This is a genomic window from Gordonia abscondita, assembly GCF_032711245.1.
Classification (GTDB): domain Bacteria; phylum Actinomycetota; class Actinomycetes; order Mycobacteriales; family Mycobacteriaceae; genus Gordonia.
Map to the genome: position 1 here is coordinate 3722500 of NZ_CP128986.1, position 21816 is coordinate 3744315.

At 65.7% G+C, this 21816-nt stretch carries 23 protein-coding genes; 8 read left to right on the forward strand and 15 right to left on the reverse strand.

What is annotated here, in order from left to right:
• Window positions 1–2 precede the first annotated feature (2 nt).
• Window positions 3–263, forward strand: coding sequence for an HPr family phosphocarrier protein (locus MP11Mi_RS17530; RefSeq protein WP_420040148.1), 261 nt, complete (start codon window positions 3–5; stop codon window positions 261–263).
• A 6-nt stretch (window positions 264–269) separates the two neighbouring features.
• On the opposite strand, the gene hflX is transcribed toward MP11Mi_RS17530, so the two are convergent.
• The 4 genes from hflX to MP11Mi_RS17550 are packed head-to-tail and all read right to left on the reverse strand — an operon-like array spanning window position 270 to window position 4326.
• The gene (gene hflX, locus MP11Mi_RS17535; protein WP_420040149.1) at window positions 270–1706 is read right to left on the reverse strand and encodes a GTPase HflX; all 1437 of its coding nucleotides are present in this window, start codon (window positions 1704–1706) and stop codon (window positions 270–272) included.
• A gap of 54 nt (window positions 1707–1760) precedes the next feature.
• Window positions 1761–2660, reverse strand: coding sequence for a diaminopimelate epimerase (gene dapF, locus MP11Mi_RS17540; protein WP_420040150.1), 900 nt, complete (start codon window positions 2658–2660; stop codon window positions 1761–1763).
• Complete coding sequence (miaA, locus tag MP11Mi_RS17545) at window positions 2657–3577, reverse strand: tRNA (adenosine(37)-N6)-dimethylallyltransferase MiaA (RefSeq protein ID WP_420042144.1); 921 nt, start codon at window positions 3575–3577, stop codon at window positions 2657–2659. Before miaA ends, dapF begins: the two co-directional genes overlap by 4 nt.
• Entirely contained in the window at window positions 3571–4326 is a 756-nt protein-coding gene (locus tag MP11Mi_RS17550; protein ID WP_420040151.1) for a class III extradiol ring-cleavage dioxygenase family protein, read from the reverse strand. Before MP11Mi_RS17550 ends, miaA begins: the two co-directional genes overlap by 7 nt.
• Before the next feature lie 143 nt (window positions 4327–4469).
• Here MP11Mi_RS17550 and MP11Mi_RS17555 point away from each other — a divergent pair, with 143 nt between their 5' ends.
• Complete coding sequence (locus MP11Mi_RS17555; protein ID WP_420040152.1) at window positions 4470–5837, forward strand: DUF349 domain-containing protein; 1368 nt, start codon at window positions 4470–4472, stop codon at window positions 5835–5837.
• A 34-nt stretch (window positions 5838–5871) separates the two neighbouring features.
• On the opposite strand, the gene MP11Mi_RS17560 is transcribed toward MP11Mi_RS17555, so the two are convergent.
• The gene (locus MP11Mi_RS17560; RefSeq protein ID WP_420040153.1) at window positions 5872–6516 is read right to left on the reverse strand and encodes an Rv2732c family membrane protein; all 645 of its coding nucleotides are present in this window, start codon (window positions 6514–6516) and stop codon (window positions 5872–5874) included.
• Window positions 6513–8027, reverse strand: a complete 1515-nt coding sequence (gene miaB, locus MP11Mi_RS17565; RefSeq protein WP_420040154.1) for a tRNA (N6-isopentenyl adenosine(37)-C2)-methylthiotransferase MiaB — start codon at window positions 8025–8027, stop codon at window positions 6513–6515. The genes MP11Mi_RS17560 and miaB overlap by 4 nt, the downstream gene beginning before the upstream one ends.
• 145 nt (window positions 8028–8172) lie before the next feature.
• Between miaB and MP11Mi_RS17570 the strand changes: the two genes are divergently transcribed.
• Genes MP11Mi_RS17570 through MP11Mi_RS17585 form a run of 4 tightly spaced genes read left to right on the forward strand, consistent with a single transcriptional unit; the run spans window position 8173 to window position 11444 of the window.
• Entirely contained in the window at window positions 8173–8901 is a 729-nt protein-coding gene (locus MP11Mi_RS17570) for an amino acid ABC transporter ATP-binding protein (RefSeq protein ID WP_420042145.1), read from the forward strand.
• A 16-nt stretch (window positions 8902–8917) separates the two neighbouring features.
• Window positions 8918–9898 (forward strand): glutamate ABC transporter substrate-binding protein, encoded by a 981-nt coding sequence (locus MP11Mi_RS17575; RefSeq protein ID WP_420712812.1) that lies wholly within the window; start codon window positions 8918–8920, stop codon window positions 9896–9898.
• Window positions 9898–10581, forward strand: coding sequence for an amino acid ABC transporter permease (locus MP11Mi_RS17580; RefSeq protein ID WP_420040156.1), 684 nt, complete (start codon window positions 9898–9900; stop codon window positions 10579–10581). Before MP11Mi_RS17575 ends, MP11Mi_RS17580 begins: the two co-directional genes overlap by 1 nt.
• Window positions 10578–11444, forward strand: a complete 867-nt coding sequence (locus tag MP11Mi_RS17585) for an amino acid ABC transporter permease (protein ID WP_420040157.1) — start codon at window positions 10578–10580, stop codon at window positions 11442–11444. Before MP11Mi_RS17580 ends, MP11Mi_RS17585 begins: the two co-directional genes overlap by 4 nt.
• Window positions 11445–11449: 5 nt before the next feature.
• Here the strand turns inward: MP11Mi_RS17585 and MP11Mi_RS17590 are convergent, their stop codons facing one another.
• The 7 genes from MP11Mi_RS17590 to pgsA form a co-directional block, all read right to left on the reverse strand.
• A complete protein-coding gene (locus tag MP11Mi_RS17590) occupies window positions 11450–11983 on the reverse strand; it encodes a regulatory protein RecX (RefSeq protein ID WP_420040158.1) in 534 nt (177 codons plus the stop codon).
• Between the two features lie 23 nt (window positions 11984–12006).
• Window positions 12007–13053, reverse strand: a complete 1047-nt coding sequence (recA, locus tag MP11Mi_RS17595; protein WP_420040159.1) for a recombinase RecA — start codon at window positions 13051–13053, stop codon at window positions 12007–12009.
• A 421-nt stretch (window positions 13054–13474) separates the two neighbouring features.
• Window positions 13475–13669, reverse strand: coding sequence for a DUF3046 domain-containing protein (locus tag MP11Mi_RS17600; RefSeq protein WP_420040160.1), 195 nt, complete (start codon window positions 13667–13669; stop codon window positions 13475–13477).
• Complete coding sequence (locus MP11Mi_RS17605) at window positions 13660–14850, reverse strand: glycosyltransferase (RefSeq protein ID WP_420040161.1); 1191 nt, start codon at window positions 14848–14850, stop codon at window positions 13660–13662. Before MP11Mi_RS17605 ends, MP11Mi_RS17600 begins: the two co-directional genes overlap by 10 nt.
• Window positions 14851–14864: 14 nt before the next feature.
• Window positions 14865–15668, reverse strand: a complete 804-nt coding sequence (pspA, locus tag MP11Mi_RS17610) for a phage shock protein PspA (RefSeq protein ID WP_420040162.1) — start codon at window positions 15666–15668, stop codon at window positions 14865–14867.
• A 50-nt stretch (window positions 15669–15718) separates the two neighbouring features.
• Window positions 15719–16018, reverse strand: coding sequence for a helix-turn-helix domain-containing protein (locus MP11Mi_RS17615; protein WP_420040163.1), 300 nt, complete (start codon window positions 16016–16018; stop codon window positions 15719–15721).
• A 57-nt stretch (window positions 16019–16075) separates the two neighbouring features.
• Window positions 16076–16693 carry a CDP-diacylglycerol--glycerol-3-phosphate 3-phosphatidyltransferase gene (gene pgsA, locus MP11Mi_RS17620; protein WP_420040164.1) on the reverse strand — a complete coding sequence of 206 codons (618 nt, stop codon included), beginning with the start codon at window positions 16691–16693 and terminating at the stop codon, window positions 16076–16078.
• Between the two features lie 75 nt (window positions 16694–16768).
• On the opposite strand from pgsA, the gene MP11Mi_RS17625 reads away from it, so the two are divergent.
• Together MP11Mi_RS17625 and MP11Mi_RS17630 are read left to right on the forward strand one after the other, a co-directional pair.
• On the forward strand, window positions 16769–17302 hold the full coding sequence (locus tag MP11Mi_RS17625) for an amino-acid N-acetyltransferase (protein WP_420040165.1): 534 nt from the start codon (window positions 16769–16771) through the stop codon (window positions 17300–17302).
• A 141-nt stretch (window positions 17303–17443) separates the two neighbouring features.
• Window positions 17444–17722: a YciI family protein gene (locus MP11Mi_RS17630; RefSeq protein ID WP_420040166.1), complete on the forward strand. Its 279-nt coding sequence runs from the start codon at window positions 17444–17446 to the stop codon at window positions 17720–17722.
• 7 nt (window positions 17723–17729) lie between these two features.
• On the opposite strand, the gene MP11Mi_RS17635 is transcribed toward MP11Mi_RS17630, so the two are convergent.
• Entirely contained in the window at window positions 17730–18716 is a 987-nt protein-coding gene (locus tag MP11Mi_RS17635; RefSeq protein WP_420040167.1) for a TerC family protein, read from the reverse strand.
• Window positions 18717–18900: 184 nt separating this feature from the next.
• On the reverse strand, window positions 18901–21807 hold the full coding sequence (locus MP11Mi_RS17640) for an FtsK/SpoIIIE family DNA translocase (protein ID WP_420040168.1): 2907 nt from the start codon (window positions 21805–21807) through the stop codon (window positions 18901–18903).
• Between the last annotated feature and the right edge of the window lie 9 nt (window positions 21808–21816).

Consider the following 21816-nt stretch of genomic DNA (forward strand, 5'->3'; position numbering starts at 1 on the left):
CCATGCCAAGCACCACTGTGTCCGTCGGTTCGGCCGTCGGCCTGCACGCGCGTCCCGCCACCCTCATCGCCGAAGCCGCGACCGGTCTCGGCACCCCAGTGACCCTCGCCGTCGACGGCGGCGACCCCGTCGATGCGGGCAGCGCGCTGATGATCATGACGCTGGGCGCCGAGAAGGGCGCATCGGTAACCGTCGCGAGCGACGACCAGGCTGCCGTCGATCAGATCGCCGCGCTCGTCGCGAAAGACCTCGACGCCGACTGACGTAGGTCAGACGATGAGGTCGGCGTACTCGCCAGCCAACGAGGAGGGCATCCGCGCATGCAGGCGGGTGCCTTCCTCGTTGTGGTCGGTGGTGATCACGTGCGCATGCTGGTGCAGACGGGAGATCACCTCACCACGCGAGAACGGGACCTGGAGGTCCACTTCGACGTCGTCGCGTTGCACGAACTCGGTGACCGCAGCGAACAGATCCGACAACCCTTCACCGGTGCGTGCCGACACGAACACCGCATCGGGGAACTCCGAACGCAGCGTCGTCATCCGCAGATCGTCGATGGCGTCGACCTTGTTGATGACGAGCAGTTCCGGTGGGGCCGCCGACTCCTCCTCGTCGAGCACTTCGCGCAGCACTTGGCGGACCGTCGAGATCTGTAGATCGGGGAACGGATCGGCGCCGTCGACGACGTGGATCAGCAGGTCGGCGTCGACCGCTTCCTCCAGGGTCGACCGGAAGGCTTCAACGAGTTGGGTCGGCAAGTGCCGGACGAATCCGACAGTGTCGGTGAAGACCACTTCGTGGCCGTCGGCGAGCTCCGCCCGTCGCGTCGTCGGATCAAGCGTGGCGAACAATGCATCCTGCACCAGCACACCGGATCCGGTCATCGCATTCACCAGACTCGACTTGCCCGCGTTGGTGTAGCCGACGACAGTCAGCGCGGGCACACCACCGCGACGGCGTGCCGAACGCTTCACAGTGCGCGCCGTCTTCATCCCGCGGATCTCTCGGCGAAGCTTAGCCATCCGCTCACGGATACGGCGCCGATCCGTCTCGATTTTCGTCTCACCCGGACCACGCAGGCCGACACCACCGTTGCTGCCCGCACGCCCGCCCGCCTGCCGGGACATCGACTCGCCCCAGCCACGCAGACGCGGGAGCATGTACTCCATCTGCGCGAGCGACACCTGGGCCTTACCTTCGCGAGAGGTCGCATGCTGGGCGAAGATGTCGAGGATCAGCGCGGTCCGGTCGATCACCTTGACTTTGACGACTTTCTCCAACGCCGTCAGCTGGGCCGGAGTCAGTTCGCCGTCACAGACGACGGTGTCCGCACCGGTCGCCAGAACTACTTCGCGCAACTCCTGCGCTTTACCGGAGCCGAGGTACGTTGCCGGATCGGGTTTGGACCGTCGCTGGTAGAGCGCTTCGAGAACCTGGGATCCAGCGGTCTCGGCGAGCGCCGCGAGTTCGGCCATGCTGGCACGCGCCTGCGCGACGGTTCCGGACGTCCACACACCGACGAGCACCACTCGTTCCAGGCGCAGCTGCCGGTACTCGACTTCGGTGACGTCATCAAGCTCGGTGGAGAGTCCGGCGATGCGCTGAAGCGATGCTCGGTCATCGAGAGCGAGTTCGCCAGTGGTCGGGAGCCCCGCGAAGTCTGCCCGCACGGGCGAGTCGGCGGTCAGGGAATCAGTTCGTGTCATGTCAGTCATACGAAGACCATTGTGCCCCGTCGAGCAGCGATGACGCACCTCGATTTATCCTGCGCTCCATTCCGGGAAGAGTTCGCCGCGCGCGACCAGACGCGACGGACCGCGCAGGACTGCGGCGCCGTCGCCGACCGTGACGATCACCGATCCGCCGGGGATGGTGATGCCGACCACCCCCTGGTCTCGTCCGATCCCGTGGAGTGCCGCGCTAGCCGCGGCGACGAGACCTGTTCCGCACGACCGAGTCTCGCCGACTCCACGCTCAAGTACGCGCATATGCGCGGTGAAATCGACATCCACGCCCGAGGGTTGCAGCGCGGTGAGTATCTCGACGTTCGCACCGTGCGGGAACGCGGTGGCATCGACCACTGCTCCGGTCGTGAAATCGAGTGCCGCGAGATCGTCGACGCTCATCCCATCAATGACGCACGCGAGATGTGGGTTGCCGACATCGACCCGTTCGCCGGTCAGTCTGCGGCCGGCGACCTGGACGTCGCTGCGCCCGTCGAGACGCACACGACCCATCGCGACGCTGACGTCGGCGGCAGACGGATCGCATGAATGCACCACCACCGGTCGCGCGCCCGCACGTGAACCGACAGTGAAGGAGTCGGAGTCGACGAGCCCCGTGGCGCGCAGATAGTGAGCGAACACACGCACACCGTTGCCGCACATCTCAGCGATCGACCCGTCGGCGTTCCGGTAGTCCATGAACCAGTCGTCGACGCCGACGCCGTCCGGGAACCCTGCCAGCACGCCTGCCGCCACCAGCGCGCGCGCTGGCGCCACCCGCAGCACGCCGTCGGCGCCGACACCCCGCTGCCGATCACACAGGGCGCTGACCAGGTCTTCGGCGAGATCGACGCGGACATCCGGATCGTCGATGACGACGAAGTCGTTCTGGGTTCCGTGGCCTTTGACGAACGCGAACGGCGGCGCAGCAGTCATAGCTCGGATTTTACGCGTTCGACGACCGACAACGCCTCGTCGAGCAGTGTCGGCGACGCCGCGTCGAGCCAGACGGCGCGGTGATCGCGGCGGAACCACGACCGTTGCCGTCGCACGTACTGCCGGGTGCCAATGTAGGTGCGCTCCTGCGCGGCCTCGACGTCGTACTCGCCGTCGAGGTATGCGAGGACCTGTGCGTAGCCGATGGCCTGCGACGCCGTCTTCCCGTCCCGGAGACCCTGTTCGCACAGTGCGACGACTTCGTCGACGAGTCCGTCGCCGAACATCTGCGCGGTCCGCGCTACGATCCGCCCGTCGAGTTCGGCCCGATCACGGTCGATTGCGAGAATCGTGGTACCCCAACGGGGTTCGCCGATCGTCGGAGCCGACGCCGCGAACGGCTCGCCGGTGATCTCCACGACTTCGAGGGCTCGGACGAGCCGCCGTCCGTCCGAGTCGCCGATCGTGCCCGCAGCCGCCGGGTCGACCGCAGCGAGTTCGGCGTGCAATGCGCGGGAACCGATCTGCGCCAATCGCTCCTCGTATCGGGCCCGTATCAGCGGGTCGGTGGCCGGGAACGCCCAGTCGTCAAGGAGTCCTTGAACGTACATCATGGATCCGCCGACGATCACCGGCGTCCGTCCAGCCGCGAGGAGTCGGTCGATCACCGCGGTCGCCGCCTGCTTGTACCCTGCGACGGTCGCCGTCTGTGTGACATCGAGGACGTCGAACAAGTGATGCGTGATCCCGCGGCGTTCGGCGACCGGCGGTTTCGCGGTCCCGATGTCCATGCCGCGGTACTGGGCCATCGCATCGACGTTGACGATCTCGCCCGACAGGCGCTCGGCGAGATCGAGTGCGAGCGCCGACTTTCCGCTCGCGGTGGGGCCGATCACTGCGACCGGGGCGGTCACGATCGTGCTCGCGCGGGAGACTCCGACGGTGCGGGACACCAGGTGGCGACTGTATAGCCGACTCCATAGGGCGCCCCCGCGTATCGCAGGCAGGCGTCGACGTCGAGGTCCGCACACAGCCCGGCAAGCGTCGCGAACACTGCGCGAGATGTGACTCCGTCGAGCTCACAGGCGTTCACGTCGAGCGCGGCGAGCTGGTCGACGTCTCCCGCCGCCACTGAGGTGTCGATCAGGTGTTGGAGTCGGTGGGCGCTCTCCCGGTCGCCACCGCCGGGCGCAGACGGACTCAAGGCTGTCGCCCCGTCGGCCACGACGAGGACGCCGATCGGCTCCGGGGCTGCGGCGATCGTCGCAGCGAGTTCGACGCCGATCCGATACGCGTCATCACCTGTGGCATCCGAGTCGACGACGACGCGGCGGAGCTCGACCGCCGCGTCCGCCTGGCCTCGGCACCAGCAGGCGATCAGCATCGCGAGCGGCATCGGGTCGGCCTCAGACCCCGTGCCGCCCAACCCTGCGTCCGGCGTCCGGCGACTCGGCGACACAGCGACCGGCACGTCGACACCGAACGCAGAGAACAATCGGGGCGGTCCGTCGACGCCGATCGCGATCCACGAGTGCGCAGCAGCCCCCAACGACCGCGCCGCGTCAAGCACCGCGGCCCGGACCTCGACGACCTCCGTCGCATCGCGCCCAGACAATTCAGGCACCAGAAGGGGTGCGCTCGGTACGATCGCAAGCTCGGCCAACACCGCAACGACGCTACCGTCACCGACTCTGCTTTGCCCAAATGCTGAAGCCTCACCCCACATCAGAGTCTGACCTGCTTGAATGAAAACGGAAGTGACCGGCAGCCGTGACGCGCGGCGAGACACCTAGATGAGGGACACCCGAGATGACAAACCCGACGCCAGCCCCGAAGCCCGGACCCAAGCCTGGACCGCGCCCGGGTCCTCGTCCCGGCACGTCCGCACCTACTCCGGCCGGACCGTCCCCCACCGGGCTGGGGCCGGTCCCCGCGGTCGCCGTTCACCATGTGACGCTGGGCGATCCGGCGAAGTATGGCCGAGTCGACACCGACGGCACCGTGTGGCTCGTCACTCCGTCGGGCGAACGCGAGATCGGTTCGTGGCAAGCAGGTACCCCGGAGGAAGGGCTAGCACACTTCGCCCGAAAGTTCGCCGATATGGCGACCGAAGTCGAGATCCTCGAAGAGCGGCTCGCGGCCCACTCAGGTGACCCTCGCAAGACTCAGACGGCCGCTGCACAGATGCTCGAAGCTCTGCCGACGGCCCAGGTGATCGGCGACGTCGACGAACTCGCGTCGCGCCTGACGAAGATCGTCGCCAGCGCCGACGATGTGGCCGAAGCCGTCCGATCCGAACGCAGTGAGCAGCGTGCGGCCGCCGTCGCCCGCAAAGAAGAGCTGGCGAGCGAAGCCGAGACGATCGGCGCTGAGGGAACCTCGTGGAAGGTCGGCGGCGACCGTCTGCGCGCGATCCTCGACGAGTGGAAGACCATCAAAGGTGTCGACCGTAAGACCGACGACGCGCTGTGGAAGCGATTCTCGAAGGCCCGCGACGCGTTCAACCGGCGTCGCGGCGCCTATTTCGCCGACCTCGATCGCGAACGCGCAGGCGCCCGCGCCCGCAAGGAAGAGCTCATCGAGAAGGCTGAGGCACTGTCGTCGTCCACGGATTGGGGCCCGACCGCGGGCAAGTTCCGCGACCTTCTCCAGGAGTGGAAGGCTGCAGGCCGTGCACCCCGCGACGCCGACGACGCGCTGTGGGCTCGCTTCAAAGCGGCCCAGGACGTGTTCTTCGAGGCACGCAACGCGGTGAACTCCGAGCGCGACGCAGAGTTCGCCGAGAACGCGAACGCTAAGGCCGCACTGCTCGACGAGGCCGAGAAGACCATCGATCCGGCTGCCGACCTCGACGCGGCACGACGAGCGTTCCGCGTGTTCCGCGACAAGTGGGAGGAGATCGGCAAAGTGCCGCGCGAGAAGATGCACTCCCTGGAGGGCCGGGTGCGCGCGCTGGAGAAGTCAGTGCGCGACGCCGAGGACTCGGAGTGGACCCGCACCGACCCGGAGGCTCAGGCTCGCGCCGCACAGTTCGCCGAGCGAGCCGAGAAGCTCGAAGAGCAGGCCGCGAAAGCCGCCGAGGCAGGCAAGGACAAAGACGCCGCCGCATTCCGCGACCAGGCCGCACAGTGGCGCGACTGGGCAGGGACCGCCCAGTCGGCGCTCACCGATCGCTGATCGGCGCCCACCGGACAGTCCGTTGAGGAGTCAGTCAGTCCTCGTGGGGCGCCGCGTCGTCCCGGTGCTCCACGAGTTTCTGCAACGCCCGGCCGCGTGCTTCCCGCTCGGCTGCCTTGTCGCGGCGCTCGGCTTCGAGAGCGAGATGGTAGTTGGTCCGCCCCCATACGACGCGGGCCCAGTGGAATGTCAACACGATCATCGTGATGCATCCGAGGATCAAACCGATGCCCGCTCCCGACGGCCTCGTCATGTCGAGCGAGTTGACGCCGACCGTGTTCCGCGTCCACATCGCCAAGATGCCGGCGACCGACGTGACCGCGCAGCCGCACAGCGCGATCCACGCGAGTACCCAGCGCCGGGTGACCAACGCCAACATGGAGAAGCCGACACCGAAGATCACGAGCATGTAGACGAAGATTTTCGACGGCAACGCGATCTGTTCGGCACCCGTGGCCGACGACATCGTCAACACGTCGAGTCCGCTCGCGTCCCCCGCGTGCGGGAGCACCACCGACACGAGAGCGACCAGGACGCAGACGGCGACGACGACGGCACGCGCCCCCGGGTCGATCTCGCCCGCCACCTTCTGTTCGGCCTTGCGCAAGTCCTCCTCGAACTCGCCGAACGCCTCCCGTTCGGCCGCTCGATCGGCCGGATTCGAATCCGATGTACTCATGAGCATCCTCCTGTTCCGCATGCTGAGACGGGCTCGACAGCGGGTGCGGCCCCGATCGTCGGCATGCCGAGGCCGACGCCTACGGGGGCCGTTGTCGGGGTCGTACCCGCTTCGTGGGCATCGCCTGCACGGGTGCGTCGCACCGACACGAGACCCGCGTCGGCGATCAGATGGTGGGGAGCGGCCTCGGTGACCGTGCTGGTGACGACGTCGCCGGGACGCACATCGGTGCGGTCACCGACCGCGAAGTGTACGAGTCGACCGTCGCGCGCACGACCGGTCATCCGGCCGGTCTGCGCGTTCTTGCGGCCTTCATCGGCGGCGACGAGAAGCTCGACGACGGTCCCGACGAGACGGGTGTTCTCCTCCAGACAGATCCGTTCCTGCAAGGCGATGAGTCGCTGATAACGCTCGGTCACGACCTCCGGTGGGATCTGATCGTCCATGGTCGCCGCCGGGGTGCCCGGTCGCGCCGAATACTGGAACGTGTACGCGCTGGAAAAGCGCGCCTTCTCGACGACGTCGAGCGTCTCAGCGAAGTCCTCTTCGGTCTCGCCGGGAAAGCCGACGATGATGTCAGTGGTGATCGCGGCGTGTGGCATCGCAGCACGGACCCGATCGAGGATTCCGAGGAACTTGCTCTTGCGATAACTCCGGCGCATCGCCTTGAGGACTCGGTCCGAACCGGACTGCAGCGGCATGTGCAGTTGCGGACAGATGTTCGGTGTCTGCGCCATCACTTCGATGACGTCGTCGGTGAACTCGGCGGGATGCGGCGACGTGAAGCGGATCCGTTCGAGTCCGTCGATGCCACCACACGCGCGCAGGAGCTCCGCGAACGCTCCACGGTCACGCGGCGTGTCCGGATCGGCGAACGACATGCCGTACGCGTTGACGTTCTGACCCAGCAGTGTCACTTCGAGGACGCCCTGGTCGACGAGCGCCTGCACTTCGGCCAGCACGTCGCCGGGCCGACGATCGACTTCCTTGCCGCGCAACGACGGGACGATGCAGAACGTGCACGTGTTGTTGCAGCCGACCGACACCGACACCCAACCCGCATAGGCGGAGTCGCGGCGTGCGGGCAACGTCGACGGGAAAGTATCCAGCGAGTCGAGGATCTCGACCTGCGCCTCCTCGTTGTGGCGTGCACGGTCGAGCAACGCGGGCAGCGACCCGATGTTGTGCGTACCGAACACCACGTCGACCCACGGCGCCTTACTCAGGACGACGTCCTTGTCTTTCTGCGCCAGACATCCGCCGACCGCGATCTGCATCCCAGGCCGCGACGACTTGACCGGCGCGAGATGCGACAGGTTGCCGTACAGCTTGTTGTCGGCGTTCTCGCGGATCGCGCAAGTGTTGAAAACCACCAGGTCCACGTCATCGCCGTCGTCGGCGGCCACATAGCCTGCACTCTCCAGAAGGCCGGAAATACGTTCGGAGTCGTGGACATTCATCTGACATCCGAACGTCCGAACCGAATACGACTTCGTCACTGCGCCACTCACAACTGACAGGTTACGCCGGGGCACCTGATCGGGGAGAATCGCCGAAGTGGCTCGACGCGAACACACCGGGATTAGCGGTCCTGCTGTGTTGCGGCCGGTCCCACAACTACCGTTAGACGCTATGAGCGACGCGAACGCCACCCCGATGATCTCGATGAGAAATGTTCAGAAGCACTTCGGTGATCTTCACGTGCTACGTGACATCGACATCGACATCCCCCGAGGGCAAGTCGTCGTCGTCCTGGGCCCGTCCGGGTCTGGGAAGTCGACACTCTGCCGAACCATCAACCGACTGGAGCCGATCGACAGCGGTGAGATCCGTGTCGAAGGGAAGCTGCTCCCCGAAGAGGGGCGCGACCTCGCGCGTCTGCGATCGGACGTGGGGATGGTCTTCCAGTCGTTCAACCTATTCGCTCACAAGACAATTTTGCAGAACGTCACGATCGGCCCGATCAAGGTCCGCAAGCAGAGCAAGGCCGACGCCGAGAAACAGTCCCTCGGACTACTCGAACGCGTCGGAGTAGAAGCGCAGAAAGACAAGTATCCGGCTCAACTGTCCGGCGGCCAGCAGCAGCGCGTGGCGATCGCCCGGTCCCTCGCGATGGGCCCGAAAGTATTGCTGTTCGACGAGCCGACATCCGCGCTCGACCCGGAGATGGTCTCCGAAGTCCTCGACGTGATGGTCTCGCTCGCCAAAGAGGGTATGACGATGGTCGTCGTCACCCACGAGATGGGCTTCGCGCGCAAGGCCGCCGACCGCATTCTGTTCATGGCCGACGGCGCGATCGCCGAAGACACCGATCCCGAGAGCTTCTTCACCGCACCCGAGTCCGACCGTGCACGTGACTTCCTGTCGAAGATACTGGGGCACTGACATGCGAAGAACGTCCATGCGAAGAACATCGATACTCGTCGCCGTGGTGGCACTGCTGGCGACCGTGCTCGCCGCGTGCGGCAGCTCCGACCCGCGGAATCTCCTCGACTCGATCCGCGACGGCAAAGTGATCCTGGGCACCAAGTACGACCAGCCCGGGATGGGCCTGCAGAAGCCGGACGGAACGATCATCGGGTTCGACGCCGCCGTGTCGGAGTTCGTCGTCAACCACATCGCCGACGAGATGGGCGTCGACCGCCCGGCGATCACCTGGCGCGAAACCCCCTCAGCGCAACGCGAGACGCTCATCAACAATGGCGAGGTCGACATGATCGCCGCCACCTATTCGATCAACAAGGACCGCTCGTCGAAGGTCGACTTCGCCGGACCGTATCTCGTCACCTATCAGGGCCTGTTGGTCCGGCAGGACGACGACACGCTCAACTCGTTGGAGGACCTCAACGACGGCCGCAAGCTCTGTTCGGTGACCGGTTCGACGTCCGCGCAGAATGTGAAAGCTCAGTTGCCCGGCGTTCAGCTGCAGGAGTACGACACCTACTCCTCCTGCGTCGAGGCGCTGCGCCGGGGCAAGGTCGACGCGCTCACCACCGACGAGACGATTCTCGCCGGATACTCCAACTGGTACCCGGACGAGTTCAAGCTCGTCGCCATGACGTACCCGAACGACGCGTGCGTCAAGGACGCATTCAAGAAGGCAGGTGCCCCGTTCTCCACCGAGCGATACGGCATCGGCATGGCCAAGGAGTATCCGGACGCCGTCGAAGCCGCCAACCGCGCGATCAAGGCGATGCTCGTCGCGCCCGCGGGCGGCGAATCACCGTGGGAGGCAGCGTTGCGCGAAAACCTCGGAGACAAAGACATCGACGCGTTCATCGACCGCGCGAACGAACCCGATTCCCAGTACAAGCTACTACCCGACGTCGGCGATCTCGAGTTCGTCACCGCACCGTCGACACCGTGTGAAGGAGTCGCGTAATGAGTGAACTCTGGGATTCGATGGGCCCGCAGTTGTGGCCCGCATTCTGGCTGACGATCAAACTCACCATCTACTCCGGAATCGGTGCACTCGTGTGGGGCACGATGCTCGCCGCGATGAAGGTGTCGCCGGTCCCGGTGATGCGAGGATTCGCGACGGTCTACGTCAACATCGTCCGCAACACGCCACTCACATTGATTGTGCTGTTCTGCTCGATCGGCCTCTACCAGAACCTCGGGCTGGCACTAGCCGCCGACAATGCGTCGTTCATCGAGAACAACAACTTCCGGCTCGCCATACTCGCGTTCATCTTGTACACCGCAACGTTCGTCTGTGAGACGCTGCGCTCGGGCATCAACACGGTGCCCATCGGGCAGGCGGAGGCCGCCCGATCAATCGGCATGTCGTTCCCCCAGGTCCTCGGCCTGGTGATCTTGCCGCAAGCCATGCGGGCAGTCATCGCGCCGATGGGCTCGGTGCTGATCGCATTGACCAAGAACACGACGATTGCGTCGATCATCGGTGTTGCCGAGGCGTCGCTCCTGATGAAGACCGAATTGGAGAGCAACGGCAGCCAGATCTTGGCGATCTTCGCGATCATCGCCGTCGGATTCATGATCATCACGCTCGCCGAGGGCGCGGTCTTCGGCTGGGCGTCCAAGCGATGGGTGGTTCGACGATGAGCGATGAATCGACAGTCCTCTACGATGCGCCCGGCCCCAAGGCCCGACTGCGCAACCGCATCACGACGGTCGTCTTCTTGGCGATCCTGGTCGCCGTCATCGTCTACGTGGTCCTCATCCTGAAGGACAACGGACAGTTGACCAGCGAGAAGTGGAGCCCGTTCGTCACCGAAAGCGGAACCTGGACGACGTGGATCCTGCCCGGCCTGTGGGGCACGTTGAAAGCCGCAGCGCTCTCGATCGTGTTCGCGTCGATCCTCGGCGCGATACTCGGCGTCGGCAGACTCTCCGACCACAAGTGGGTCCGCGGCGTGTCCGGCGCCCTGGTGGAAGTCTTCCGGGCCATCCCGGTCCTGATCCTCATCTACTTCGCGTACTACTTCTTCGCCGACTATGCGCTCGTCCCGTCGTCGCAGCTCGCGTTCGCGGCCGTCGTCTTCGGTTTGACGTTCTACAACGGCTCGGTGATCGCGGAGATCCTGCGCGCGGGAATCACATCGTTGCCGAACGGACAGTCGGAAGCCGCGAAGTCGATCGGCATGCGCAAATCCCAGATGATGCGGTTGGTCCTGTTGCCGCAGGCCGTCACCGCGATGCTGCCCGCCCTCGTCTCGCAGATGGTGATCGCACTCAAGGACAGTGCTCTCGGCTACGCGATCGGCTACATCGAAGTGGTCCGGTCGGGCATCAAAACCGCGTCGTACTTCGGAAACTATCTACCCGCGCTGATGGTCACCGCAGTCATCATGATCATCGTCAACTTCGCCCTCACCTCGCTGGCGCGTCGACTCGAGCGTCGGTTACGCGAGGGCAAGCGAAAGTCTGCGGCGACAAAAGCCGTCGAGATGATCGACACCGAATGAGCTGATCATTCTCGCCGGGCGGCGATCACGTCCTTCACGACCGACGAGATCACGTCCGGCGGGTATCCGCGACGCCCTAGCGCTCCGGACAGCCTCCGAAACGCCTTGGCTCGGATGTTCGGGTCCGCCAAGTCAGCGGCATCGAACGTCAGCTTCTTCTCGGCTAGCGCGTACGCGATGTCACGTTCGGCGTCCGGGTCGATCGTCTCGAGTGCGTCTGCAACGATCTCGTCGTCGACTCCTTTGGAGCGTAGTTCGCGACGTAAGGCGTGACGTCCGCGCGCGGAGTGCGCGTGGCGGGACTTCACCCATTCGTGAGCGAACTCGGTGTCGTCGAGCAGATTGCCCTCGTCCAGACGCGAGATGGTCTTCGATACCTCGTCGTCGGTGAAACCACGGGCCACGAGACGCTCACGCATCTCATGACGACTGCGGGCCCGTGCGCCAAGGAGCCGCAGTGCGGCGTCCCAGGCAGACGGGCCCGAGCGGGCCGGCCGGGATTCGCGAGGTTGGTCTCCCCCGGCGATCTCCTCGGCCAAGCCCCTATCCCTCATGACTGGTGTCAGAAGTCGACGGGCTCGGGAGCGACGGCTTCGGCGTCGACCTCCGGGCGGCGTCCAATGCCGAGCTTGTCCTTGATCTTGGTCTCGATCTCGTCGGCGATGTCGGGGTTCTCGATGAGGAAGGTACGCGCCTTCTCCTTGCCCTGACCGAGCTGATCGCCCTCGTAGGTGAACCACGATCCGGACTTGCGGATGAAACCCTCGGCGACGCCGAGGTCGATCAACGAGCCTTCGCGGCTGATTCCATGGCCGTACAGGATGTCGAACTCGGCCTGCTTGAACGGCGGAGCGACCTTGTTCTTGACGACCTTCACGCGCGTCCGGTTACCGACCGCGTCAGTACCGTCCTTGAGGGTCTCGATGCGGCGTACGTCCAGTCGGACCGACGCGTAGAACTTGAGCGCCTTACCGCCGGTCGTGGTCTCGGGCGAGCCGAACATGACGCCGATCTTCTCGCGCAGCTGGTTGATGAAGATCGCGGTGGTGTTCGAGTTGTTCAGACCCGACGTCATCTTGCGCAACGCCTGACTCATCAGTCGAGCCTGCAGGCCGACGTGACTGTCGCCCATCTCGCCTTCAATCTCGGCCTTCGGGACCAGCGCCGCGACCGAGTCGATGACGAGAATGTCCAGTGCGCCGGACCGGATCAACATGTCGGCGATCTCCAATGCCTGCTCGCCGGTGTCCGGCTGCGACACGAGGAGCGCATCGACGTCGACACCGAGCTTCGCCGCATAGTCGGGGTCGAGTGCGTGCTCCGCGTCGATGAATGCCGCGATACCGCCCTGCGCCTGCGCATTCGCGACCGCGTGCAGCGCAACGGTCGTCTTACCCGACGATTCGGGGCCGTACACCTCAACGACACGGCCGCGGGGAAGCCCGCCGATTCCGAGCGCGATGTCCAGTGCGACGGACCCGGTCGGGATGACCTCCATCGGCGGACGCGTGTCTTCGCCCAGTCGCATGACCGAGCCCTTGCCGAAGTTCTTGTCGATCTGCGCGAGCGCGAGATCGAGCGCCTTCTGTCGATCGGTGACGGGTGCCATCGTGGTCTCCTCGTTCTGGTCGGGCGGGTCCGTGGTCCCAAGGTCCGTGGTCGCTGTGTCCGTACTAGCTGTGTCCGTACTAGCTGTCTCCGGAATCGGAGCATCGGCGGGCGGAAGGTCCGGGATCGGCTCCGATTGTTGCGGTGATGTGATCACCGTAGAACCGCCCTCTGACAATTTCGTCGCGTCGCTCCGATCGGCCGTCGCAGTGTTGTACCCTCCAGCACTATTCGTGCTGTTCCTGGTCGTCGTGCTGTTTTTGATCGTCGTGCTGTTTCTGATCGTCATACTGTTTTTGATCGTCATACAAGGTCGGACGCACCGGGCGGCTTTTCGGTTCCACCTCAGTTTAACGAACAGATGTTCGATCGCAAGCGACACGCCCGAGGTACGCGTGCCGGATCCTCACGACCTGGCGGATTCACCATCGTTCGCGGGGAACGTCGAATTCTCTACACAGGGCGCGCCACACGTCACGCGGGTCAACGCCGTCGTCGATCGCCTGAGCTCCAGTCCGTCCCCCGAGTTCGACGAGGACGAGGTCGACGAGCATCGCGTCCGCCCGGAGCCGGCCGAACTCGATGCCGGTCAGTTCAGTGAACTCGGTCAGTCGCACGGTGCGGTTCGCCTCTCTCGAGTGTTCGATGCGCGATCGAGCGCCCGGTGCGCGATCCGTACCGGGTCGACGGTCGCGGCATTCGTCGCCGCGACACGCAGCGCCGCCGCGGCGAACGAGTCGTCGTCGAGCACGCGGGTCACGGCTGCCGCGATCGCATCGGCGTCGGCGGGCCGCACCACGACACCGCACCCCAGCCGCCGCACCCGGTTCGCGAGTTCCCACTGATCCCCACCGCCTGGCACGGTGACGACCGGCACCCCCGCGAGCAGAGCTTTGGCGAGCATGCCGTGCCCCGCCCCGCACACCGCGACCGCAGCGCGGGACAGGACCTCGTCCTGGCGGGCGATACCCGCGACGAAGGCGTCCGGGGTCGCCGCGTCGTCCGGCGGGGGCGTCAACGCCGAGTACACCGTGCGAATCTCCCGACGTCGAGCCAGGTCGGTGAGTCCGTCGAGCGCAGCCTTGCCGAGGTCTGCTTCGCCGATCTGCGCGGTCGACGGCGCAACGACCACCAGCGGCCCGTCGCCGTCCTGGGTCGCGAACACAGCATCGGTCGGCTCGTACGCCAACGGTCCGATCAGGTGTGTGCGGGCCGGCCAGTCGGGGCGGTGCACCTCCAGACCCGGCAGGGTCGCTACGAACCTGGCGGCAGGCGCCGGAACGTCCGACAGCGCGATGCTGCGGCGTGCGAGTGCAGTGCTTCGCCGCCCATCGGCCGCCGATGGCGCGCTCATCACACGCAGGGCGATATCCCGGAGGCGACCGCGGACACCGACTCCGACGTCCATGCCCGCACCGATCGGCGGTAGGCCACGCGACTGCTCGTACAACGGATGCGGCGAGAGTTCGATCCACGGGACCCCGACGAGTTCGGCTGCCCAGCCGCCGGCTCTCGTGATCACATCGCTGACGACGAGCTCAACGCCCGCTTCGGCGAGTCTCGGGGCGAGCACGAGAGCCATGCGGGCCGCGCGAGCACTGAGTTTCGCACCCGCATCGTCATCGTCCTCGCCCGGGAGCGCCGCCAGCCCGGGCAATTCCCGAACCTGGACGCCACACCGCGCACCGTCGGCGAGCCAGCGGGTGCCGGTGTAGACGATGACGTCGTCGCCCGCGGCCGCGAACTGTGCGGCCAGCCCAAGAGCCGGGAACGCGTGGCCCGCATCCGAGCCGGCCACGATGGCGACGATCGTCAGTGCTTCTCCGTGTCGAGCGACGGTGTGGCCTGGCCGGTTGCCGGCTGGCCGGCAGCGGGCTGCTGGCCCGCGGTCAGCGATCCACCCATGCTGGCGCGGATCTGTTCGAGACGAGCATGCCCGGCCATCTGGACGCCGGCGGCCTCCACCTCTGCCATGCGGCCGCTGACCGATCCCTTCGCGAGTTCGGCCGAGCCGAGCGCGGTGGCATACCGGCGCTCGATCTTGTCGCGGACCTGATCCAGGCTCGGGGTGTTGCCCGGCGCGGAGAGCTCGCTCATGCTGTTGAGCGACGCACTGACCTGCTCCTGCATCTTGGCCTGCTCCAGCTGACTGAGCAGCTTGGAGCGTTCGGCGAGCTTCTGCTGCAGTGTCAAAGCGTTGCGCTCGACGGCCTGTTTCGCCTGCCCGGCCGCCGTCAGAGACTGATCGTGCAGCACCTTAAGATCTTCGACGTTCTGCTCGGCGGTGACGAGCTGTGCGGCGAACGCTTCGGCAGCGTTGGTGTACTCGGTGGCCTTGGCCGCGTCGCCGGCGGCGGAAGCCTGGTCGGCGAGCGACAACGCCTGCCGCGTATTGCCTTGGAGCTTCTCGATCTCTTCGAGCTGACGGTTCAGCCGCATCTCCAGCTGGCGCTGGTTGCCGATGACGGCGGCGGCCTGCTGTGAGAGAGCCTGGTGCTGGCGCTGCGACTCTTCGACGGCCTGCTGGATCTGCACTTTCGGATCGGCGTGCTCGTCGATCTTCGCGTTGCCCAGCGCCATCATGTAGCGCCATGCCTTCACAAACGGGTTCGCCATTACGTTGTCCTCAACTTCTCGTATTCGATGCTCTGGCGAGCGTACGGGGATCAGGCTGCGGCGAGTGCAGCCGCGCGGTCGGCCTGCGATCCGATGACTTCGACCACGGCGTCGGCCACCGGGCTCATGACTCCTGCCACGTCGCGGAGCACATCGCCGATCTCGACATCCAGGGCGACGCAGATCGAGGCAAGCAGCTCGCTCGACGCCTCCTTCTGCCCTCGCTCGACCTCAGACAGGTAGCCGAGGGACACGCGCGCATTCGTCGACACCTCGCGCAGTGTCCGGCCCTGGTCGGTTCGGACCCGCCGCAGCTGGTCGCCGATCGCCTCGCGCAACAAAAGTGTCACGTGTGTTCCTCCCGCATTCGGGTCGCCGGTAGTTCTCATGAGCCTGTGACGACGACCCTAGCGGAATTTCGCATCGGTCGCCGCTGCATGCGCGGAGCGTCGCAGGCTGATCGCCTGCCAAATGTAGTCGAGTCCGGTGACGACCGTTGCGACGACCGCCGCGACAATGAACACCCAGCCCACGATGTGCAGTACCCCGTTCAACGGCAGAACGAACAGGCCTATTCCGCAACACTGGAGCAGAGTCTTGAGTTTGCCGCCTCGGCTCGCCGGGATGACACCGTGCCGGATCACCCAGAACCGCAGCAGAGTCACCCCGATCTCGCGGACGAGGATGACGACGGTGACCCACCACGGCAGTTCGTTGAGGATCGACAGCCCGAGGAGCGCCGCTCCGATGAGTGCCTTGTCGGCGATCGGATCGGCCATCTTGCCGAAGTCGGTGACGAGATTCCAGCTGCGCGCGATACGACCGTCGATCTGGTCGGTGATGGCGGCGACCGCGAACACGACGAACGCGACGACCCGCCACAAATCCGAGTGCCCATCGTCAACGAACAGCACGACCACGAACACCGGCACCAGCACGATGCGGAAAAGAGTCAGCGCATTCGCGAGATTGACCACCGGCGGAGCCGTCTGAGCGGCCGCTGCACGGGGTTCAGGTTCACTCACACCGGTAAGCCTATCGGCACGCGAAGTCGCGACCTGCGCGGGGACTCCCCCTGTCTGCGACTATCGTTTACTTCCATGCCCACGTCTGTGCCCGCCCCCCGTTCCGACGAACCGGTGGACGTCGTCGTGCGACGAGCCAGGACATCGGACGTACCTCGCATCAAAGAACTCATCGACATCTATGCGGGCAAGATCCTCCTCGCGAAGAACCTAGTGACCCTGTATGAAGCGGTTCCCGAGTTCTGGGTCGCTGAGGAGAACGGGATCGTCGTCGGGTGTGGGGCCCTGCACGTGCTCTGGGCCGATCTCGGTGAAGTACGCACCGTGGCCGTCGACACCTCGTGCGCCGGGCGCGGTATCGGCCACCGGGTGGTCAGTCGACTCATGGAGGTCGCGCGTGAACTCGAACTCGAACGCGTCTTCGTCCTCACCTTCGAGACCGGGTTCTTCTCCCGCCACGGATTCGTGGAGATCGACGGCACGCCCGTCACCAGAGAGGTATACGAAGAGATGACCCGCTCGTACGACACCGGTGTCGCCGAGTTCCTCGACCTGAGCTTCGTGAAACCGAACACCCTCGGCAATACCCGCATGCTCGCCCACCTGTAGATCTCCGTCTATCTAATGGCCCGAGCCACTTGTTGAACCGAACCGCCCAGTCGCTCCCCGCCCACACAGTGACCCTAGCCATCTGTTGACCCAAATCCAGCTGTTGACCCGAGCACACCGCCGAGACAAAGGACTTCGCCCATGTCGACCTTTCACGTCGAGTACACGTACGCACCCGAGGCCGCCGCAGTCCGCGACGAACACCGCCCGGCGCACCGAGAGTTCCTCGGCGTGCTACACGAAGCGGGAGAACTCCTGTACGTCGGTCCGTTCACGGACGGCTCGGGAGCCGCGCTAATGATCGTTGCCGATGACGAGACCGCGGCGCGCGCCATCCTCGCCGGCGACCCGTTCGCCGCAGCTGACGCTATCGCCGCGGTCACCGTCCGCGAATGGAAGCAGGTCTACGGACCATTCTGACCGCGGGTCAACCGTCCGCGCCCGACCGACGTTTCGACACCACCAGACTCGCGACGGTCGTCACCAAGAGCGTTCCGCCAATGACGCCGAGCGACAGCGGAGTCGAGATCGCCGGCACGGCAACGGGTTCGCCGCCGTTGACGAAACCGAGAGTGTTCTCGTGGAGGGCATGCAGCACGAGCTTGACGCCGATGAAGGCGAGGATCAGCGACAGTCCGTACGACAGATAGATGAGCTTGTCGAGCAGCCCGCCGAGCAGGAAGTACAGCTGGCGCAGCCCCATCAGTGCGAATGCGTTCGCCGTGAACACCAGGTACGGCTCCTGGGTGAGCCCGTAGATCGCGGGGATCGAGTCGAGCGCGAACAGGACATCGGTGAACCCGATGACGATCAGTACCAGCAGCAGCGGGGTGATCATTCGTCGCCCGTCGACGCGTGTGACGAGCTTGTCGCCGTCATAGGTGTCACTAGCGCGGAACGCCTTCTTGACGAGGCGCTCCAGCCGGCCTTCGCGTTCCTTCTCGTGTTCGACCGGCTCGTCGCTCTCGCGCAGCAGTTTGACGGCAGTCAGCAACAAGAACAGGCCAAACAGGTAGAACACCCAGCTGTAGGCATTGATCGCCGCGGCGCCGACCGCGATGAATCCGCCACGCATCACGAGCGCCATCACAATGCCGAGAAGCAGCACCTTCTGCTGATAGATCCGGGGGACGGCGAATTTGGTCATGATAACCACGAAGACGAACACGTTGTCGACCGACAGCGCCTTCTCGGTGACGTACCCGGCGAAGTACTCGCCGCCGTAGGTCGACCCCCACTGCCACCAGACGAATCCGCCGAAGATCACCGCAATCGTGATGTAGACGACCGACCAGAATCCGGATTCGCGGAGGGTCGGCTCATGCGGGGTCTTGACGTGGGCGAAGAAGTCGAAGACGAACAGGCCCAGGATCACCGCCCCGGTGATGAGCCAGGTGGTCAACGATACGGTCATGAAAATACCTCCAGCGTGCACTAGTCAGCGTGCGATGCCAGAGGTCTCTCCCACCGCCGATTCAGACTGCATCGGCGGCGACGCCCCGGGTTCTCGGCACCGGATCCGATCGGCGGATCCGGTGCGTCTACCGTATTGACGGGGTCGTCATCGAGTCGGGGGATACTCCCCTCATTGATCGTTGTCAGTCTACGGACGGATCACTGTCTCCGCCACCGGTGACCGATGCGATCACGCCAGCGAGGTCTTCGGGTTTGACGAGGACCTCGCGCGCCTTGGATCCTTCACTCGGCCCGACGACGCCCCTGGTCTCCATCAGATCCATCAATCGGCCTGCCTTAGCGAAGCCGACGCGAAGCTTGCGCTGCAGCATGGACGTCGACCCGAACTGACTCGACACGACCAGTTCGATGGCCTGGAGCAGGTCGTCGAGATCGTTTCCGATGTCGGCGTCAATGTCCTTCTTGTCCGACGCCTTCGCCGCGGTGACACCCTCGGTGTACTCCGGCTCCGACTGCTCCTTAGTGAACTCGACGACGGCCGAGATCTCCTCGTCGGTGATGAACGCACCCTGCATGCGGATCGGCTTGTTGGCACCCATCGGCAGGAACAACCCGTCACCCATGCCGATGAGCTTCTCCGCGCCCGGCTGGTCGAGGATGACGCGCGAGTCGGTGAGCGAGCTCGTCGCGAACGCGAGCCGGGACGGGACGTTGGTCTTGATCAGCCCGGTGACGACGTCGACCGACGGACGCTGCGTAGCGAGCACCAGATGGATGCCCGCGGCGCGGGCCTTCTGAGTGATCCGGACGATCGCGTCCTCGACATCGCGGGGCGCCGTCATCATCAGGTCGGCCAGCTCGTCGACGATCGCCACGATGTACGGATACGGCTTGTACACGCGTTCGGAACCGAGCGGCGTGGTGATCTCACCGGACCGCACCTTCGCGTTGAAGTCGTTGATGTGCCGCACGCGGGACGCCTTCATGTCCTGGTAGCGCTGCTCCATCTCCTCCACCAGCCAGGCGAGCGCGGCCGCAGCCTTCTTGGGCTCGGTGATGATCGGCGTGATCAGGTGCGGGACGCCTTCGTAGGGCGTCAGCTCGACCATCTTCGGGTCGATCAGGATCATCCGCACGTCATCGGGCTTCGCGCGGGACAGGATGGACACGAGCATCGAATTGACGAAACTCGACTTGCCCGAACCCGTCGAACCGGCGACGAGCAAATGCGGCATCTTCGCGAGGTTCGCTCCGACGAAGTCGCCTTCAATGTCCTTGCCGAGACCGATCATCAGCGGGTGCTCATCGAGAGCGATCTTCGGGCATTCCAGAACGTCGGCCAGCCGGACCATCTCGCGGTCGGAGTTCGGCACCTCGATGCCGACCGCCGACTTGCCGGGGATCGGCGCAAGGAGACGGACGTTGTCGGTTGCGACAGCGTAGGAGATGTTGCGCTGCAGCTGGGTGATCTTCTCGACCTTGACCGCCGGCCCAAGCTCAACCTCGTATCGGGTCACGGTCGGCCCACGGGTGTAGCCGGTGACGGCGGCGTCGATTTTGAACTGGTCGAGGACGGACTGCACCCGGTCGATCATGTCGTCGTTCGCCGCGCTGCCCATCTTCGGCGGGTCACCCGCGATCAGCAGGTCGGTCGGCGGCAGTTGATAGTCGTCGTCGGACCACGGTCCGGCAGCGCGAGGATCCGGCGCCGGGGCGGCCGGCTTCGAGACGGGGGGCTTCGAGACGGGGGCGGCGGTCTTCGGCGCTACCGGTGCCGGGGCACGACGCTGCGCCCGCCGCGGCACCGGCTCCGGCTCGGGGGCCAGCAGCCCGATCGGCTCGGTGACCTCCATGTCGGGCACGATCGGCTCGGTCATCATGTCGGCCATGTGTGCGTCGCGGTCCTGCCCCGCGGTGCGCCGACCCGCGGACGGCGACGTGCGAGACGCTCGGTCGTGAGCGGACGCCCGCGACCGAGGCGAGCGTTCGGCGGCGGCCTGCCGCTCGATCCGGTCGCGGCGCTGCGCTGCGCGACGCTGCTGGGGACGACGGCGTTCGTCGGGCGGGTAGTTGTCGTACGGGTCGCCGTAGTCGCTGTCACTGTCGAACGGTGCGTCGACGGCAGGTTCGGCAACGGCGGCCACGTCTTCGTCGTCGTAGACCCCGTCCTCGTAGTCGGCGTAGTCGGCGTCGGGCTCCCCGTCCCCGTACTCCTCGTTCTCGTACTCCCCGTTCTCGTCCTCGTAATCGTCGTAGTCGTCGTAGTCGTAATCGCGCTTGAGTCCGAGGTAGTCCGATGCGCCGCCGATGACGTCGCGCACGGTGTGACCGCTGAGCGCGAGCACACCGAACGCGGCGCACAGCAAATAGACCGGTACCGACAGCCAGACGGTGACGGCGTCGGTGAGGGGCCCGCCGACGGCGTAACCGGTGAAGCCACCCGCGTGCGCGCGTCCGTCGTAGTCAATCGGAGCGCCTTGGATCAGGTGTGTCATGCCGAGGACGGCGATGGCGAGCAGCACCGTGCCGCCGATGTTGCGGGCACGCCGGTCGGCATTCGGCGCCAGGCGCATGAGGCCGATCGCCCACGCGACGAACGCGACGGGCGCGATCACGGCGAGTGAACCGATCGCCGCGCGAACCAGCGTGTCGATAAACGCGCCGACGGGCCCGAGCGCGTGGAACCAGACGCCGACCGCGATAGCGACGCCGGTCAGCAACAGTGCGAACGCCGCACCATCGCGGCGCGGCGACGGCTCGTCGTCGCGATGGGCTCCGATGCGCGCCAGACTACCGACGCCGCGGGCGGCCATCGTCCACGCGGACGCGACACCGTGCCCAGCGGTGGCAACCGCCGACGGCCGGTGCATATCCGCCGAGCGGGTTGCGGCTCGCGGTGCAGGGCGCCCCGACGACGCCTTACGCGCGCCCTGCCCCTTGCTGCCTGCCTGAGCCTTGCCGGCGGTCGGTCCCTTGGTCGGGGGCTTCCGGCTCGTATTCGCCCGGTTTCCGGACGTGCGCGTACCGGCGTTGCCGCCTCGCGAGGTACCGGCAGCCGCACGACGTCGCGTGGTTGCTTCTGAAGCCATAGCCACTAC